This is a genomic window from Streptomyces barringtoniae, from assembly GCF_020819595.1.
Classification (GTDB): domain Bacteria; phylum Actinomycetota; class Actinomycetes; order Streptomycetales; family Streptomycetaceae; genus Streptomyces; species Streptomyces barringtoniae.
Genome location: NZ_JAJHNP010000014.1, coordinates 207,376 through 224,194, shown reverse-complemented (window position 1 = coordinate 224,194; position 16,819 = coordinate 207,376). Strand labels below are relative to the sequence as shown.

The 16,819-nt window shown below is 70.1% G+C and carries 14 protein-coding genes and 1 pseudogene; 4 read left to right on the top strand and 11 right to left on the bottom strand.

The genetic code is table 11. From position 1 onward, the window contains the following. A pseudogene (locus LMU33_RS25640) lies at positions 1-204 on the bottom strand (taurine dioxygenase); the annotation flags it as partial. A 293-nt stretch (positions 205-497) separates the two neighbouring features. Here LMU33_RS25640 and LMU33_RS25635 point away from each other — a divergent pair. After that, entirely contained in the window at positions 498-1,808 is a 1,311-nt protein-coding gene (locus LMU33_RS25635) for an MFS transporter (protein WP_228622943.1), read from the top strand. An 87-nt stretch (positions 1,809-1,895) separates the two neighbouring features. Here the strand turns inward: LMU33_RS25635 and LMU33_RS25630 are convergent, their stop codons facing one another. Further along, on the bottom strand, positions 1,896-2,501 hold the full coding sequence (locus LMU33_RS25630) for a TetR/AcrR family transcriptional regulator (protein ID WP_228622942.1): 606 nt from the start codon (positions 2,499-2,501) through the stop codon (positions 1,896-1,898). Between the two features lie 1,388 nt (positions 2,502-3,889). On the opposite strand from LMU33_RS25630, the gene LMU33_RS25625 reads away from it, so the two are divergent. Next, positions 3,890-4,345: a hypothetical protein gene (locus LMU33_RS25625; RefSeq protein WP_228622941.1), complete on the top strand. Its 456-nt coding sequence runs from the start codon at positions 3,890-3,892 to the stop codon at positions 4,343-4,345. A 435-nt stretch (positions 4,346-4,780) separates the two neighbouring features. Further along, positions 4,781-6,532 (top strand): Vgb family protein, encoded by a 1,752-nt coding sequence (locus LMU33_RS25620; protein ID WP_228622940.1) that lies wholly within the window; start codon positions 4,781-4,783, stop codon positions 6,530-6,532. A 497-nt stretch (positions 6,533-7,029) separates the two neighbouring features. Here the strand turns inward: LMU33_RS25620 and LMU33_RS42075 are convergent, their stop codons facing one another. The 8 genes from LMU33_RS42075 to LMU33_RS25585 form a co-directional block, all read right to left on the bottom strand. Beyond that, positions 7,030-7,926, bottom strand: a complete 897-nt coding sequence (locus LMU33_RS42075) for an AMP-binding protein (protein ID WP_372478052.1) — start codon at positions 7,924-7,926, stop codon at positions 7,030-7,032. Continuing rightward, a complete protein-coding gene (locus LMU33_RS42070; protein WP_372478051.1) occupies positions 7,926-8,510 on the bottom strand; it encodes an AMP-binding protein in 585 nt (194 codons plus the stop codon). The genes LMU33_RS42075 and LMU33_RS42070 overlap by 1 nt, the downstream gene beginning before the upstream one ends. 19 nt (positions 8,511-8,529) lie before the next feature. After that, positions 8,530-10,236, bottom strand: a complete 1,707-nt coding sequence (locus LMU33_RS25610; RefSeq protein WP_228622939.1) for an aldehyde dehydrogenase family protein — start codon at positions 10,234-10,236, stop codon at positions 8,530-8,532. Positions 10,237-10,703: 467 nt separating this feature from the next. Further along, positions 10,704-11,504 (bottom strand): maleylpyruvate isomerase family mycothiol-dependent enzyme, encoded by an 801-nt coding sequence (locus tag LMU33_RS25605; RefSeq protein ID WP_228622938.1) that lies wholly within the window; start codon positions 11,502-11,504, stop codon positions 10,704-10,706. Then, positions 11,501-11,707 (bottom strand): hypothetical protein, encoded by a 207-nt coding sequence (locus LMU33_RS25600; protein WP_228622937.1) that lies wholly within the window; start codon positions 11,705-11,707, stop codon positions 11,501-11,503. Before LMU33_RS25600 ends, LMU33_RS25605 begins: the two co-directional genes overlap by 4 nt. 82 nt (positions 11,708-11,789) lie before the next feature. Beyond that, positions 11,790-13,223 (bottom strand): APC family permease, encoded by a 1,434-nt coding sequence (locus LMU33_RS25595; RefSeq protein WP_228622936.1) that lies wholly within the window; start codon positions 13,221-13,223, stop codon positions 11,790-11,792. Between the two features lie 188 nt (positions 13,224-13,411). Further along, on the bottom strand, positions 13,412-13,792 hold the full coding sequence (locus LMU33_RS25590) for an SCP2 sterol-binding domain-containing protein (RefSeq protein WP_228622935.1): 381 nt from the start codon (positions 13,790-13,792) through the stop codon (positions 13,412-13,414). Then, positions 13,789-15,180, bottom strand: coding sequence for a flavin monoamine oxidase family protein (locus LMU33_RS25585; protein WP_228622934.1), 1,392 nt, complete (start codon positions 15,178-15,180; stop codon positions 13,789-13,791). The genes LMU33_RS25590 and LMU33_RS25585 overlap by 4 nt, the downstream gene beginning before the upstream one ends. A 160-nt stretch (positions 15,181-15,340) precedes the next feature. On the opposite strand from LMU33_RS25585, the gene LMU33_RS25580 reads away from it, so the two are divergent. Beyond that, positions 15,341-15,964 carry a TetR/AcrR family transcriptional regulator gene (locus tag LMU33_RS25580; protein ID WP_228622933.1) on the top strand — a complete coding sequence of 208 codons (624 nt, stop codon included), beginning with the start codon at positions 15,341-15,343 and terminating at the stop codon, positions 15,962-15,964. A 421-nt stretch (positions 15,965-16,385) separates the two neighbouring features. Here LMU33_RS25580 and LMU33_RS25575 read toward each other — a convergent pair whose 3' ends face one another. Beyond that, a complete protein-coding gene (locus LMU33_RS25575) occupies positions 16,386-16,781 on the bottom strand; it encodes a hypothetical protein (protein WP_228622932.1) in 396 nt (131 codons plus the stop codon). Between the last annotated feature and the right edge of the window lie 38 nt (positions 16,782-16,819).

Sequence of the window (16,819 nt, the reverse complement as noted above, 5' to 3'; positions counted from 1 at the left end):
CTCCTCCGCGAGTTCCTCGCCGATCGGCCGGGACAGGTCCACACCTTCGATCTCCGCACCGATGTGCGGAGTCATCGACGCGATCCGCAGCAGCCGGTACTCGGCCGGTGCCGTACCGGGCGCGGTCCGCTCGAGCACACGCCGGCCGAAGTGGATCAGCGGCTTCTCCAGCAGGGGGTTGGTGTCGGTTCCGGTGGTCTCCATGCGGTCCTCCACGGTCGCATCCAAAAAATCGTTACGCGAAGTATCGATATTCAGATGGACGGCCGCAAGGGGTTCCACCATGACCATTTCGCCACGCCACTCGCCCAGGCAGTGATCCGTATTCGCAGCGAACAGGCCTTGTCGTCACGCCCAACCGTATCGATACTTCACGTAACGATTTGCGTGTCGTTGCGATCGGTGTGTGCCGACGCGCCCCGATTCGCCGACGTTCCCTCCCCCACGCTGCACGCCGACCACGCCTGCCCGAGAACAGCTACCTTCGCGGAGCCCCCGTGCCCAACACCGAGCTCACTCCCGTCACGCTCACCGAGCCCGTCCCGACGAGCCGCGGCCACCGACGGCAGGCCTGGACCGTCACCGGGTTGCTGGTGGTCTTCATGATGGTCAACTTCGCCGACAAGTCCGTCCTAGGACTGGCGGCCGACCCGATACGCCATGACCTGGGTCTGTCGGCGACCGGCTTCGGGCTGGCCAACAGCGCGTTCTTCCTGCTCTTCTCGATCTGCGGCGCCATGGGCGGGCTGCTGGCGGACCGGGTGCGGGCACGGTGGCTGCTGCTGGGGATGGCACTGCTGTGGTCGTTCGCCCAGCTGCCGATGGCCCTCGGCGGAGGACTGGTCGCGCTGGTCGCCTCGCGGATCGTGCTGGGTGCCGCGGAGGGACCCGCCTACCCGGTGGCCCAGCACAGCGCCCTGGCATGGTTCCCGGACAAGCGACGCAACCTTCCCGGCGCTCTGCTCAGCGTGGGCATCGCCCTCGGCGTGGTGCTCGCCGCCCCGGGGCTGACCTGGGTGATCCAGCACCACGGCTGGCGCTCCGCCTTCGCCGCGGTCGCCGTCGCCGGCGTGGTGTGGGCGGCGGCCTGGGCCGCTTTCGGCAAGGACCGGGCATCGCAAGCCGAAGCCCACGGTGTCGGCGCCGACTCCGCCGGCGGCGAGGAGAGCTCGCCCGCCCCCTCGTACCGTCGCATCATGGCCACCAGGACCTGGATCGGCGCCACGACCGGCTACTTCTGCACGTACTGGATGATCGCCCTGTCACTGGTGTGGGTGCCCTCCTACCTGCACGACGGCCTGGGCTACTCCACCACGACCGCCGCCGCCCTGGTCGCCGCGATCTGGGCGGTCAACGGCATGGCGCTGCTCGGTCAGGCCGCAGTGACCGGAGGGCTGCTACGACGTGGAGTGAGCAGCCGGTGGGCCCGTGGCCGCGTCGGCGGCATCTCCCTGCTCGTCTCCGCCCTCGGCTGCGGCGCCCTGTCCCAGGCCGCACGCGGGCCGGTCACCGTGCTGCTCCTGGTCGTCGGCTTCGGCCTGTGCGGGGCGATGTCGACGGTCGCGGTGACCACGGTCGCCGAAATCGTCCCGGCCCGCCGGCGCGGTGGCGCCCTCGGCCTGATGAACGCCGTGGTCACGACGGGCGGCCTGATCGCCCCCGCCCTGACGGGGTATCTGGTCGACACCGAGGCAAGGGCCGGCTACCAGCACGCCGTGCTCCTCGCCGCCGTACTCCTCGCGCTGGGAGGCACGGCCGCCGTGACACTGATCGACCCGGCCCGCGACGCCCGGCGCCTGGCCCCCTGACCGTCGTCGTGGTGCTCCGCTGGACCGTTCTGTCCGGACGACGGCGGAACGGTCGGCACGCAGCCGGCCGCCACGGGCCCGCGGTTCTCAGGTTCCCGGGTGGCCGACCGCCCGGACGACCAGATCCACCAGGTCCTCCACGAAGTGCGCGTTGGGCAGTTCACGCTCCGCCAGCAGGCGGTACACCAGCGGCGCCGCCACCAGCGTGGCGGCCGACCGGATGTCGACGTCGGGCCGCACCTCGCCGCGGGCGATGCCCCGTTGGAGGATGCGGCGCGTCTCGGCCATCATCCGTTCGGTGTAGTCCGCGTACTCTCCGCTGTCCCGGCCCGCCTCGGCGGCCGACGCCATGAGTTCCGTCAGCAGCCGCGCCGTACCCGGCAGCCGGTACGCTGCCAAGCGCGCGGTCAGCACCTCGCGCAGCTCGGCCCGGATGTCACCCAGGTCCGGCACCGACAGCGGGCCGATGCGTGACTCGGCCGCCGCGATGATCAGGGCCTGCTTGGAGGGCCAGCGCCGGTAGATGGCGGGCTTGCTCACCCCGGCACGTGCCGCCACGGCATCCATCGTCACCGCTTTCACGCCCTGCTCGGTCACGAGCTCGATCACCGCGTCGAGGGTGTCGCCCGTGACCCGCTCCTGCCGCGGCCGCCCCGGTCCGCGTTCGGCCTTCTGTGTCTGTGCCCCGACCATGCTCCGAGAATACGAGGCTCCAGGAGCGGGTATTGCCGGGGTGGTGGTACGGCGGCACCTGGGAGCACGTCCTGGGACGGGTGCGGCCTCCCTGCCTCGCAGGGAGGCTGGAAGGGCCATCGTGTTGAACAGCACGCCGAAGTGCCAGCCGACACACGCCTGCGCCCCTGCGGCAAGGAATCCGACCAGCGCCCTCAGCCGGAGCCCCGCGCAGGCGACCGTGAGCGGCGGAGCGACCACCGGCAGCGGACCAAGAACATGGTGAGGGCCACGGAGAACAGGCCGGCCCCCAGGACACTGCGGCGTGATGGGTGGGTCCATCATCGGCGGACCGCGCCGACCAACGATGTCGTCCCTCATTGCCCAAACGCTCGTGATCCCATCGGCCATGGTCTTCCGGGCTTCGCGGTCGAGGTGTAGCGGTTCGCCCTGCGGTGATGTGCCACTGCGGGTCGTCAGACGAGGACGTTGACGCTCGGGCGACGACGAGTCCGAGGATGAGTAGGGAGACGACGGACTGGACAGTCATGACGATCTTGGCCCAAGGGGCCAGTGGCATGACGGCGGTGGGGCTGAAGGCGGTGGCGTTGGTGAATCCGAGGTAGAGGTAGTCGATGTAGCGGGGGCGCCAGTGCGTAGCGTTCAGTTCGGGGCTGAGGTGTTGGGGAGAGGCGAGAGCGGGGGTGGGCGGCATGTGGTGGGCCCGGGCGGCGGCTCCGCCGCTGTCGAGCTCGAAGTACAGCAGGGAGAACGCGAGGACGGTGGAGACCCACACGCTGCCGCCGGCCTGCAGGAGAGCATCGGCGGAGTTGGTCTCTCTACCACCGTGCATGAGGTCGTCGATCAGCTGGAGGGTCGACCAGATGGCGCCGCACGCCAGCACACTGACCAGGGCGATCGATACCATACGCATGGCAGCCGAGCGGCGGCTGATTCGAACGGGATCGGCCGCGATCAGCGCCACCAGGAGCAGTCCTTCGACAAGAGGGAGCGCCCAGCGGGGTCGCGGCGTAGGTCGTCGGGCAGCAGCAGAGTCAGCACCGCGGCGGCGATGACGGCTCCGGCCATCGGTCAGCGGGCCTCGCCGTGTGCCGCCTGCTGTGGCTCGTGCAGATTGCTCGTATCGGAGTGGCTTTCGCGCCGGCATGCGCGCCGGTCTACGGTGACCAAGCGTTGAACACCTCTTGGCTGCGGTGGATGGACGCTGTTGCTTGGATTCCGCCATGCACCATTGCGCGGACCTCAGCCGTCGGCACCGGTGGTGAGCCCCGCCTCGGGGGTTCAGGATGGAGACAGCGCCGGATCACATGCCAAAACGTGTGGCTGGCGTGCTGGCTGCTCGGAGGCCAGTCCGTGAACGCAGCGGTGCCGGGGTGAGGAAGGCTGCGATGACTACAGAGTCTGAACTTCTCAAATCCGACGATCAGCGGCTTGAGGAGCTGTTTCGCAAGAGCCCAGCCGGTGAGATCCCCAAAGGCCCGATGGAGGGTCTGGCGATCTTCCCGGTGGCAGGACGTGCGGGAGCGTGGCTGCTCGCCAGTGTCGTGAACCTGACCGCATGGCGAGGCAAGGTCTTCAGCCCGGACGGTTACCTCAGCAACCGGCTCACCGCGATGGACATCCTGTCCATCGTCGCCATGGTCGGGCCCGGCCCCAGCCGTCTGGACGACCAGGAGTGCATCGTCATCGACTACTCCCACACGTCCTTGGTGTTCGGAGGCGTGCGCGACGAGCTCCGTCAGGTCGGCCCGGACCTGTACCTGGGCCTGATCTGGCTAGCCGGCCGCAAGATCGGCTGGTTCACGCTGCGCGGCCCGAACAATGCGGACAACAGTGATACATAGGGCCGACCGGGCGAAACCGACGGCGTCCTGACCACCGCCGTTCCAAGCGCCCGCCGCGACAGGGCGGCCTCCCCGCGAACACTCAGCGAGACCCGTCAGCGCGTCGGGTATTCGGTGCGCGGGTGAGGGTTCAGCACCATGCCGACATCACGAGAGGTCCTGACATTGCCTCCCTCTACGAGTTGCCCCCGCACAGTCGCACCTCACACGTCGCGCGGCATGGCACCGGCCAAGTTCTCCCGGCACCAGCCGGTCGCTGCCCTGGCGGCATCGGCCACCATGGCACTGGCCCTGACGGGACTGCCTGCCGCCACACCCCCCAGCACGCCGACAGCGCTGCACGGAACAGTCACCAGCGCGGGAAAACCGCTGTCTCATGCCGACGTCACTCTCCTCACCGGAGACCGGCAAGGCGTCCGGAAACTGGGGCACGCCATGACCGACGCCAAGGGAGCCTTCCAGATCAGGTCCACCCGGCCTACGGGCTCGGTGATGTACGTCGACGCCGCGCCCCACGGCGACCGGTCGCTGCGTCTGCGTTCCGTCGTGGGATTCGGCTCCGGAGGCGGCGTCGCCCAACGCTCCGAGTCCGCTGTCACGGTCAACGAACTCACCACCGTCGCCGCCGCCTACGCACTGGCCCAGTTCACCGACCCCCACGGCATCACCGGGCCGAGCCCCGGCCTGGAAAACGCCGCAGCCACGTCCTACAACCTCGCCGATCCGGCTTCCGGCAGACCTGGCAAGGTCGTCACCGACCAGAACAACGGCAGCAAGAACGACACGCTGGCCACCCTTGGCACCTTGGCCAACCTCGTCTCCCTCTGCGCGCCGGGAGCGGACACCGGGCGATGCCAGGACATGCTGCGCCTGGCAACACCGCGAAACGGGACCACTCCCGCCGACACGGCACAAGCGGTGCTCAACCTCGCCCACAACCCGCGACTGGCCACCGGCAAGCTGTACGCCCTGACCGGCCGGGCACACACCTACACCCCCGCGCTCACCGCGGCACCGGCAGCCTGGGTCCTGGCCCTGCACTACACCGCCCCCGACGTCTACGCCCCCGGCCGGATGGCCATCGACGCCAAGGGCAACGTCTGGGCCTCCAACAACTGGCTGCCCGGAACGCGAAGCCCCAGCCCTTACGTCACCGTGCAGGATCCGGTGGGCAATCCCACGCTGAACAGCCCCATCAGCGGCGGCGGCATGAAGGCAGGCGCCTGGGGCATCGCCATCGACCACGACGGCGCCGTGTGGGTGCCCAGCTACGGCGGCGACGCCATGGCGAAGTACTCAGCGGCAGGGAAGCCGCTGTCGCCCGGCACAGGATTCAAGAATGGCGACCTGAACCATCCCCAGGGCACCGCAGTCGACCAGAAGGGCAACATCTGGATTGCGAACTTCTACGGCCTGAAAGGCAACCGCGGCCAGGGAAGCGTGATCGTCTACCCTCACGGGGACCCCTCAAAGGCGATCACCATCAAGGGTGGCGGTCTCGACCACCCGTTCTCCATCCAGATCGACGGCTACGGCCGGGCCTGGGTCAGCAATGCCCGTCTCAACGGGGCAAAGCTCCTGGACAGCCGCGTACCCAAGGGCCACGTCGGTGGGAGCGTCACAGTGATCGGGCCCGACTTCAAGCCGACCTCGTTCTCGCCCATCAAGGACAACTCACTCGACTGGCCTCTCGGCCTGGCCGTCGACTCCAGGAACAACGTCTGGGTGCCCGGCTTCGTCAGCAACTCGGTCACCGAAATCGGGCCGAGCGGAAAGATCGCGGGCGTCTACAAACTGCCGACCGCCATCGCTCCCTGGTCCGTGGCCATCGACGGAGCCGACCGCGTATGGGTCGCCGGCTTCGGTGCCCCCTCCGTCTCCGTCTTGTGCGGCGTGAACGCCGGCGCCTGCCCACCCAGCTCCTCCACCGGCTCCCCGCTGACGCCGTCCCAGGGCTATCGCAGCAACTCCATCCAGCACCTCACCGCCATCCAACTCGACCAGTCCGGCAACGTCTGGCTGGCCAACAACTGGTCCGAACTCCTGCCACCCACCGGCGGCAACGGCCTGGTTGAACTCGTCGGAGTCGCCACACCTGTCTGCACACCCCTGACCCCGGTACCCGCCCGCCCTGCAACGACCAGCTCAACCGCCTGCCCCCAGCAGACCAGCACGCAGCCCGGATGACCACGCCCAGTAATGCCGCCTGGTCCTGGTTGGGCCACAGCAGCTCACGGGCCGCGCTGATCCATCAGCACATGACCAGCGAACGGGACCGGGCCATCGCCGACCGGCCCGGCGCCGTGTTTTGGGGCTGCGGGGGAGCGGCCTCAGCAGCGGTCGCAGTCCGGACACGGCGCGCCGGCCGCCCGGCCTCTCGCCACCACTTCGACCGTGCCGAAGACGGCGGACACCGCCTCGACGTCCACGTCGTCGATCCTGGTCGAAGACCAGCGAGTCCCCAAACGATGCGTCGGCCTGTATGGCGAGTACCGTCGCCAGCCACAGCCCTCGCTGGCGGGAACAGCCGCAGACTTGTCGGAGCGTCACCTCCGCGTGCCGGACGGTGCGTACGCGGTCTCAGACGGAATGGTCGCGCCCCTTCTCCCTTGAATCGGCATCTGGGCCGATGACCGTACGCCTTGGGGCGGCGCTCGGACGCCGGCCGGTTGTCCGGCCTCAGTTCAGCGGCTCTCCGGCGCGGTGATCTGGCGCTTGAGGATCTTGCCGGTGGGGCCCTTGGGCAGAGCGTCGACGAGCCAGACCTCACGCGGGTACTTGTACGCCGCCACCCGCTCGCGGACGAACTCCCGCAGCTCGTCCGGGCTAGCCGCGCTGCCGTGGCGCAGCGCGACCACGGCAGCGACCTCCTCGCCGAGCGTGACGTGTGGTATGCCGATCACTGCAGCCTCGGCCACGGCAGGGTGCTCGTACAGCACCTCCTCGATCTCGCGCGGGTAGACGTTGTAGCCGCCGCGGATGATGAGGTCCTTCTTCCGGTCGACGATGTAGTAGTAACCGTCCTCGTCCACGCGGGCCAGGTCGCCGGTGCGCAGCCAGCCGTCGACGATGGTCTCGGCGGTCGCCTCGGGACGGTTCCAGTAACCGGCCATCACGTTGTGCCCGCGGACGCAGAGCTCGCCGACACCGTGCTGCGGGTCGAGGAGGCACATCTCGACGCCCTCGACGGGTGTGCCGACGGAGCCGGGCTTGCGGGGCCGGTCGGGGTGGTTGAAGGATGCGATCGGGGAGGTCTCGGACATGCCGAAGCCCTCCAGGACCGGACACTCGAAGGCGGCCTCGAAGGCGTGGAGGACCTCCACCGGGAGTGACGCTCCACCAGAGGCGCACAGCCGCAGCGAGCTGGTGCCGTGTTTCTCGGTGCCGCGCTCGTGTTCGGCGAGTATGGCGGCGTACATGGTCGGCACGCCCTCGAAGACGGTGACCCGCCGCTCGTCGATGGTGCGGAGGGCCTGGCCCGGGTCGAAGCGGGCGAGCAGGGTGAGCCGGGCACCCGTCGCCACGGCGGCGTTCATGGCGCAGGACTGTCCGAAGGCGTGGAAGAGCGGCAGACAGCCCATCACCACGTCGTCGGGGTGAGCCGGAGCAGGGTGCGACCGCCGATCTCGGCGTTGCGGGCCATCCCGGCGTGGGTGAGCATGGCGCCCTTGGGTGCGCCTGTGGTTCCGGAGGTGTACAGGATGACGGCGAGGTCGTCGTCCCTGCGCGGCACGGCCGCCGCCGGGTCCGGTTGCTCGACCAGCAGCGTCTGAAGCCCACCGGGCACGATCGGCACCACCGGGGTTCCGGTGTGGTCGACGCCGGCCCGGGCCTGGTCGGCGACGCCGTCCCAGGCCAGGAGCAGCGCCATGCCGGAGTCGCGCACCTGGTGGGCGATCTCGCGGGGCTTGAGGAGGGGGTTCATCGGCACCACGACGGCACCGGCGCCCAGCACGCCGTAGTAGAGGACGGGGAACTCGCACAGGTTGGGCAGCATCAGGCCGACCCGGTCGCCGGGGCCGACCCCATGGGCGGCGAGGAGTGCGGTGGTACGACCAGCGAAAGCGGCCAGCTCGGCGTAGCTCAGCCCCTGGTCGCCGAGCTCGACCGCACGGCGGTAGCCGTGCTCGGCGGCGGCGCGGACGAGGAGGTCGTTGAGGTTCATGAGGGGGGATCGCTTCCTGTCAGCCGCGGAGCGCGGAGGCGAAGACGGCGGGCAGCCGGGTGATGCCGGGTGCGGTGGTGAAGCCCGTGACGCGTCGCAGGGTGGTGCGCCCGGTGCGATTGGTGACGAAGTACGGGGGGCGGGGCGACAGCGACGGCGAGCCGGTGAACAGGCCACGCGGGGCCGGCGCGAAGGGCGCGCGCACCACGGTCTTCTCGACGTCCTCCAGCATGAAGGCGTTGTTGACGAATCCGATGCCGCTGCCGATCGCCTGCCGGGTGTTGCCCGGGTAGGCGCCCCAGGGCGTGTAGCCGAGCAGGAAACCGACGGCGGACCAGCAGTTGACGCCGAGGGTGCCGTAGCGCAGGTCGGCGATGGCCGCCTCCACCACGGCCCGGTGGGCCCGCTCGGTGGCCGGGTGGATGATCAGGGTCGCGCCGAGCGTGCCGGGGAGGGTGTCGTTGGCGAAGTCGGCGGCGTTGCCCAGGAATTCGGCCGGGGTCTCGCCGGGCAGGCGCACCACGCCGAGGGCGCTGGCGAACACCTCGCCGCTGAGCAGCACGTCATCGTGGTCGGCGATGTCCGGGACCAGAAGCCGGCAGCCGTCGCCGTAGCTCTCGGCCTCCGGATGTGCCTCGCGGACCGCGGCCAGCCTCCGGTCGGCGCCGGGGTAGTAGTCGCTGCGGGCGGGCAGTTCGCACAGCACCTTGCGAATCTCGTCGAGCAGCCGCTCGGTGCCGGCCCAGGAGCGGGGCAGCACCAGCACCTGGCTGGCGATGCAGTTGTGGCCGGAGTTGTTCATCTTGCTGGTGACGATGTGCTCGGCCTGGAAGCGGAAGTCCGCCGTGCTCCACTTTCCCGGCACCACAATGCACGGGCTGACCCCGCCCAGCTCGCTGGTGAACGGCTTGTCGACCAGCGGCTGGTCGTCGCGGCGGCGCTGTTCGGCCCGGTCGTCGGTGCCCCACGTGATGGCGTCGTGGGTGCGGTCGCTGCCGGTCACATGGATGGAGTCCACATCGTCGTGGGTGGTGAGGTACGCGCCCTCGGCCGGGCCGCCGTCGACGAACCGCAGCCAGCCGCGCTCGGTGAACTCGGCGAAGATCCGCTCGAAGTGGGGCCGTAGATAGGCGTTGACCGGGTTCATCTTGGCGACGACGACCTGACTCTCGGCGTACAGCTTGTGCAGAATGTCGACGGCGGTCAGGGCGGCGACGTTGCCCGCGCCGAGCACCAGTGCCACCCCGGCCGGCTCCGGACGGCCGCGGTACTGTCCGGCCGCCCGCTCGCGCACCTGCTCGGCGGTGGTGCCCGGCGGCATCCGGACCTGGGCCGAGTAGCCACTGAGCAGCAGCCGGTCCCAGCCCGTGGCGGGGAAGACGTCCACCCGGGTACGGCCGCCGTGTTCGTGGACCGCCCGCGTGGGCAGCGGGTCCTGGCCGGCGGCGATCCGGCGCAGGACGTGCAGGCGGGCGCTGACGTTCTGGGCCAGCGCCCATGGGCCGCCCGCCCAGTCCTCCGTGGCCCAGGGGGAGTCGGGGCTGTACCCCTTGGCGTGGGCGCCGGCCGCGGCCAGCTCGGCGGCTCCGTCGCGGATGCCCGGCATCAGCCGCTCCAGCAGGCCGATCCGCTCGGCGAGCGGTGCCGCGGCCCAGGACGCGGCGTTCTCCCGCAGTTCGCGCAGGGCGTGGTCGAGGGCAGCGGTGTCGAGGGGGGTGTTGTTCACGTCACTCCTTGGCGGTGCGAACAAGTGGGGCAGGAACTGGGGCGGCTCGCTCGCCCGGAAGGCGCCCGTCACGGGCGGGGTCGATCGGGACGACGGTGGCGGTGCCGCCAGGCAGCAACAGAACTGCGGTGAGTCGCACGGCGTTCGGGTAGCCGGCGGTGCCGTGAGTGTCGGCCAGCGAGCCGGTCGGCGCTGGGGCGATCGGTCCGGCGGTGGTCATCAGGGCCCAGCGCCCACCGCGGCGCCGACCGGGGGCGAGTTCGGCGACGGTCGTCAAGGCGTGCCGGTCATCACGCCGGCCAGACCGAACCCCGGCCGCAGGAGCACGGTGAGGAGACCGTGCGGAAGTCCCGGCAGGGCCGGGCAGGACGGAACGCAGATGATCAGCGTGATGCCGCCCAGGCGGGCACGGGCCCAACGACTGTGCACACCACGGCGCAGCCGCTGGCCGGACACTTGTCGCTGGCCTACTGGAACGTGAGCTCGTTGGCGACGCTCTCGCGCCCTGCGAGCCACATGCTCAACGCTTCGGTGGTGCCGCTCACCAGCCGGCCGCGGCCGCGCGGCCTTCCGCCCGGTGTTGTGGGGACGACGCGGTAGCGGGTGAGCTTGCGGCCGAACGGCCAGCTCCAGATGACTCCTTCACGGAACAGGGCGCGGGCCACCGTGTCGGGGATCTCGCGGTTGCGGCCCAGGCCACGCAGAACATCCTGGTGATGCATCGCCATGTCTCCGGTGAGCAGCCATGCCATGGCCTGTGCCTGACCGGAGGGCTCCTCGGCGGCCTTCCACCCGAGGTCGGTCAGCTCCGCACGGCTCAGCGTCCTGCCGTGCGCGACCATCCGTGCGTTTCCCCGATTCACCGTCAGTGTCGACGGCCGGAAATAATGGGATGCCATTCGGTCCAGGCCGACCACATGTGCGAGGACGTCCCGTGGGGCCCAATCCGCACACAGGGTTTTCGCGTTGTTGAACTCATCGTCGGTCAGCTCGCTCATGGTCTCCATGAACCGAGTGCGTTCCCGACGCAGTTCCAAGTGCCATGCGGTGGACACAGCCTGCGGTTCCTTTCCTGGATGAATCCGCTCCACAACCACGGGCTGGACCCGCGCGGTTCGAAGAGGTGACTTGTGCAGGGCACCGACGACAGTGCCGCTCGCCTGTCCCGCAGGTTGTGTGGCAGCGCCGGAACGCCCAAGTGGCGGAACGTCCGCGTGCAACACGCTGCCACCTGAGGACACTGCTCCTGAGGCATCCGGCCTTGTCATGCACGGCGCCGTGGCGGGACCGGCTCCTTCCTGGCGGCGATCCGGTGCAGGGTCAGCACCAGGGCGCTAGCGTTCTGCGCCGTCGCCCAGGGACCGTCGGTCCGCTCCTCGGCAGCGACGGGCAGGCCCGGATCGTAAGCCTTCGCGGCCGCGGTCGGCGTGTCCTTGGCCGGCCGCGTGATCCGCAGCGTCAGCCGTTCCACAGCGCGATCCGTTCAGGCGGGTCGACCGTGGCCACGCCGAGCACCTGGTCGATCGGGGCGGTGCCGAAGTCCGGTGGTGTGCTTACTGCCGCGGCTCCTGTTCGGCTTCCGGCATCTCTGCTCGCACGGCCGAGGCGGTGCGGGCGGCGCCGCGGGCCGCGGCCCGGGCCGCGCGCCGGGCTGCGAGCTCCTCGGCTTCGCGCCGCTCCAGCCGCGGTACGTAGGTCCACACGTACACCGCCACCAGCCCGGCACAGGCCAGCAGCAGCACCAGCGGGGCCACGGTGAACTGCGGGCCGACGCTGACCGAGGCCAGCAACCCCATCAGGGCGAAGACCACCGTGAGCGCGGCTGCCACAGACACGCCGCCGCGCAGCCGGTAGGGGCGGTGCGTGCCGGGCTCGCGGCGCCGCAGCTTCCACACGCAGTACCCGGCGGCGCTGTACACCCCCATCTCCAAAGCCGCGCACAAAGAGACGATGACGGCGAAGGAACCGGTGGCGGCCACGACCGCAGCCAGGACCAGGGAAGCACCGCCCAGGATCCACACCGGGAGCACCGGCACCGCCTGCTCGTTGAGCCGGGTCAGCGGGCGGGGCAGCTTGCCTTCGCGGGCGACCGCGTACATGAACCGGGAGAGGGTGACGAACCCGCCGTTGAAGGTGTTGACCGCGGTCAGTGCCGTGACGGCGAGCATCACCAGCATCCCGGCCCGGCCCAGCGCTTGCTGGGCGACCAGCAGCTGCGGGTAGGCGGTGCCGAGCGAGGCGCCGTCGAGGGTGGCGCCCATCGCCACCGCGAACACCGCCTGGGAACCGGCGAGGACCAGCACGGCGACCAGCATCGCCCGCGGGATGATTCGCGGCTCGGTGACCTCCTCGGCGTTGGTGGTCACCCACTCGAAACCGGTGTAGACGAAGATGCCGAGGATCAGCGCCTGGATCGGCGAGCTCGACGAGCCCGCGCCGAGCGCGGCGTGGTGGCCCGGGTGCGAGATGGCCGCGACGCCGATCGCGACGGTGGCCAGCACCACGATCGTGGTGACGATCCGCTCGGCCGCTCCGGCGAGCTTGATCCCGCGCAGGTTCAGCCAGGTCGCCAGGAGGAGCAGCACGCCGACGTAGCCGACCGCGATCAGCCGGCCGTTGCCGAAGGCGTAGGCAAGCGCTTCGCCGATGATGTAGGCGTCGGCGGCGATCACCAGCACGATCGCCACCATGTAGGTCAACGTGATGGTCAGGGCCGCCTTGTCCGGCATGGCGCGGGCAAGCCACAGCCGGATGCCGGCCGCCGTCGGGTGCATGCCGTTCAGCTCGGCGAACACCGACCGCACCGCCAGCATGACCAGGCCGCCAAAGGCGATGGCCAGCCAGGACATCGGCCCGCTGACATAGGTCAGCAGCTGCGCGAGGCCCAGGAAATTGATCGCGGCGAACGCCAGTCCGGTGGATATCGCGGAGGCGCCGCCGAACGACAGCGCCCGCCGCAGCACCGGCTGCGGCGAAGGTTCGGCCATGGTGTTCCTATCTGATGCTCGGGTACAAGATCACGGATGTCGCAAGGTGGCGTGGCGCGGCCTTCCCGGCCGGCCGCGCCGGAAGGGACTTGCCCCCGGCCGAGCCGCTGACGGGCGGCGGGAAGGCGGGCATGCAAGCCGGGGCGTGGGGCCACGCCCCGGCACGAGCCCGTGCCGCGCGGTGTCGGCTACTGGCCCAGGAAGACGAACATCGCCATCGCGTCCAGGCGCATGACGTCCTCGGCCCGGCCCTGGGTGCGGATCGCTCCTTGCATGTAGTTGGACACCGGGTTCGCGTCGCCCCAGAAGATCTCGGCCAGGTCGAAGCTGTGGCCGCGCACCACCAGATCGGCCGCGCCGGACAGGCCGGCCGTCGGCGCTGCGGGTCTTCCGCCGGAGATCACCAGGGTGAAGGCCGCGTCGTGGTCGGTGGCCAGGATGTGGATGCGGCAGTTCCAGCCGCCCAGCGTCTTGCCGACCCGGGGACTGGCCCCAGCCTTGGTCGCGTACTCGCTCAGCGCGTCCAGCAGCTCGTCCGCCCCGACGCTCTCACGGATCACCTCGCTCATCGGGCGGCCTCCACCGACTCGCTCAGCCCGGCGCCCACGCCCAGCTCGGCCGCCACCGCGGCGGCAGCCTGCTCGCCCGAGCGCACCGCGCCGTCCATGTAGCCGCTCCATACGGTGGCGTACTCGGTGCCGGCCCAGTGGATCCGGCCGACCGGCTCGCGCAGCGCCGGGCCGAGCGTGGACCAGGTGCCCGGGCTCAGGATCCCGGTGTAGCAGCCGCGGGACCACTCCTCCTCGAGCCACACCTTCTCGTAGGTCGCGATCGGCTGCGCCGCCTTGGGGCCGAAGACCGAGACCAGTTCGGCCACGACCTGCTGCTGCCGTTCTTCGGGGCTCATCCGCAGCGCGCGCCGGGCGGCGTCGCAGTCCGTGAAACTGACCAGCACGCCCTCCGCACGGTCCGGGTGGCTCTGGTCGAAGGTCAACGTGTTGTGTCCTGTGCTGTGCCCGGACAGGCCGTCGGCGCGCCAGAACGGCTCGGGGTAGACCACGGTGGTCTTGATGGCCGAGCCCATGAACACCCGCTGGGTCAGCTGATCGCGCAGGCCCGGCAGCGCCGGACTGTAGCGCAGCCGGCCGGCCAGCGGCGGCGGGACGGCGACGACGGCGTAGCGGGCACGCACCCGGCCCTGCTCGTGGTGCACGACGACACCACTTTCGTCCTGGTCGATCCGGTGAACCGGGCAGGACAGGCGGACCCGGTCGCCAAGCACCCCGGCCAGGCCGAGGGAGACGCCCATCGCTCCGGCGCTGAGACGGGTCTCCTGCGCGCTGTTGATGACCCCGATCATCCGCTCCACGCCGCCGCCGGAGGCGATGTAGAACAGCGCGTGCAGCAGCGACACCTCCCCCGGCTCGGCGGGGAACAGGGCGCGGGTGAACGCGCGCAGCCACTCCTTGGCGCCGTCGCAGTACGGCTGCGCGCCGATCCAGCTCTCGACGGTGGTGGCGTCCAGCACAGCGGCCTGCGGGTGGGTCCACGGGGCCTCGGCGCCGACCTCGGCGGCCAGTGCGGTCAGCTCGACCATGGCCTCCATGAGGTCCGCGGCCACCACCGGGTCCCCGGTGGGGATTGCCCCGTGGTAACGCAGCAGTCTGCCGTCCTCGGTGCGTTGCAGGTTGTCCCCGTCGCTGTACTGCGTGAACGTCGTCAGACCGAACTCCTCGACGAGCGCGTTGATCCGGTCCTGGGTCGGGCCGATCCACTGCCCGCCGTACTCCACCAGCCGCCCGTCGTCCTCGACCACGGAGCAGGTGCGCCCACCTACCCGGTCACGCGCCTCCAGAACAAGCACGTCCACGCCTTGAGCGTGCAGGGTGCGGCCGACGGTCAGCCCGGCCAGTCCGGCTCCGACGATGACGACGTCGGTGTCGTAATTCTCGGGCACGAGGCCACCTTCCAGATTTTGGTCAGATGAACAGGTCAATCGAATTGGTCAGCTGACCAAGTCGGGTGGCCAGAGTGAAGTATGCTTCGGTGAAGGTGTCAAGAGGTGACCGGAAGACCCGGTCGCGGACCTGGGGAAGAAGGTGGCCACCCTGCCTCGGATGAAGGTCGAAGAGCGCCGCGAGCAGTTCGTGAAGGCCGCCATCGAGGTCATGGCCCGCGAAGGTCTGGACCGTGCCACGACGCGCCGCATCGCCGAACATGCCGGAACAGCGCAGGCCGCGATCCACTACGCGTTCCGAGGCAAGGACGAACTACTGACCGCCGTCATCGGCACGGTGACCGAGCAGGTCGAGCAGATCCTGCGCGACGCGGTGACGCCCGAAAAGGGACTGGCCGCGGCGATCGGCGACGCAGCACGCGCCTTCTGGGCCTTCGTGGTGGGCGACGACGGGCTCCAGCTGATGCAATACGAGCTGATGATCTACTGCCGCCGCAACCCCGGCTTCGAGTGGCTCGCCGCCTGGCAGTACACCCGCTACTGCGCCTGCGTCGAAGACGTCTTCCGCTCCGCGCTCGCCCACGAGACCTCACCACCGCCGATGGACCTGGCGGCGCTGACGCGGTTCCTCGTCGCGGCGATCGACGGGCTGATCATCCAGTACGAGGTACACCACGAGGCCGAACAGTCCCGCCGCGACATCGAAAACGTGATCACCTGCGCCCTCTCGCTGGCCGGCCTCGCCCCCGTGCTTCCGTCCCTGGGACCTGAAAGCCCCGCGTAGTCGCGACCGGTGGCCACGCAACCACAGACTGGACCCCAGCACGGCGCATCGATCAGGTCTCACGGTCCACCGCGGCCGCCGTCTTCGCATCCCAGGCACGATTGGCGGCCGTCCACTCGAGCGGCTTCGGTCATACCTCCTGAACCAGACGTGGGAGAGGTCTTCCCACTTCCTCCGGGCAGGGGGGCGGCGCGGTCAGGGCCGGTGCGGAACTTGGCGAGGATCCGCCATGCCCTGAGGTTGCGGCATCCAGCGGGAGGCGGCGGCGAGCAGTCACCCACGCCGGGTAGCCACCCGACAGGATGGGGCCAGCCACCGCTTCCACCGTGCGCCCGAACGCACTGAACTGTGCTGAGGGCGCTTCGGTTCGACAGCCGGCTCAAACAGGCGGGCTCGATCAGCAACCCGGGGCGTGTCGAACCTAGAACGGCGGCCCGAAAGAGGTGGCGGGGAGATCCGAAGCCAGTCCCAGAGCCTTCCGGACGTCCCGCTGATACTTGGAGGAAGGTTGGTTCCAGGCGTCGTCGGAACGGGCCCAGTAACTGTTGTCAGAACGTGCCGCCACGGCCTCGCGCCACAGCTCGGCGCTCCTTCGAAGCTCCCCGACGTAGACGGTGACCTTGGGCCTCGCACCGGCCGACCAGTGGGCGGCTTCGAGGCCACCTGCTTCATGGTCCAGCGCGGCCGCCATTTTTGCAGCCCAGGCACGATTGGCGGCCGTGCTGCCCAGGTGCGGACAGGTCTTGAAGACGCGCGCGGAGGCCAGCTCCAGCCTGAGGAAGGCAAGCTGGTCTGCTGCCAGGCTGGTCTCCTGCACGCGTACGCTGCCAGTGGTCCGGCCGTTCGTGTCGGCCG

Bases quoted from the DNA above. Each gene is read 5' to 3' on its own strand.
- LMU33_RS25590 (WP_228622935.1), bottom strand. From the start codon at position 13,792: ATGAGCGAGGTGATCCGTGAGAGCGTCGGGGCGGACGAGCTGCTGGAC.
- LMU33_RS42070 (WP_372478051.1), bottom strand. From the start codon at position 8,510: ATGAACCTCAACGACCTCCTCGTCCGCGCCGCCGCCGAGCACGGCTAC.
- LMU33_RS25595 (WP_228622936.1), bottom strand. From the start codon at position 13,223: ATGGCCGAACCTTCGCCGCAGCCGGTGCTGCGGCGGGCGCTGTCGTTC.
- LMU33_RS42075 (WP_372478052.1), bottom strand. From the start codon at position 7,926: ATGGGCTGTCTGCCGCTCTTCCACGCCTTCGGACAGTCCTGCGCCATG.
- LMU33_RS25605 (WP_228622938.1), bottom strand. From the start codon at position 11,504: ATGACAAGGCCGGATGCCTCAGGAGCAGTGTCCTCAGGTGGCAGCGTG.
- LMU33_RS25620 (WP_228622940.1), top strand. From the start codon at position 4,781: ATGACCGACGCCAAGGGAGCCTTCCAGATCAGGTCCACCCGGCCTACG.
- LMU33_RS25625 (WP_228622941.1), top strand. From the start codon at position 3,890: ATGACTACAGAGTCTGAACTTCTCAAATCCGACGATCAGCGGCTTGAG.
- LMU33_RS25630 (WP_228622942.1), bottom strand. From the start codon at position 2,501: ATGGTCGGGGCACAGACACAGAAGGCCGAACGCGGACCGGGGCGGCCG.
- LMU33_RS25580 (WP_228622933.1), top strand. From the start codon at position 15,341: ATGAAGGTCGAAGAGCGCCGCGAGCAGTTCGTGAAGGCCGCCATCGAG.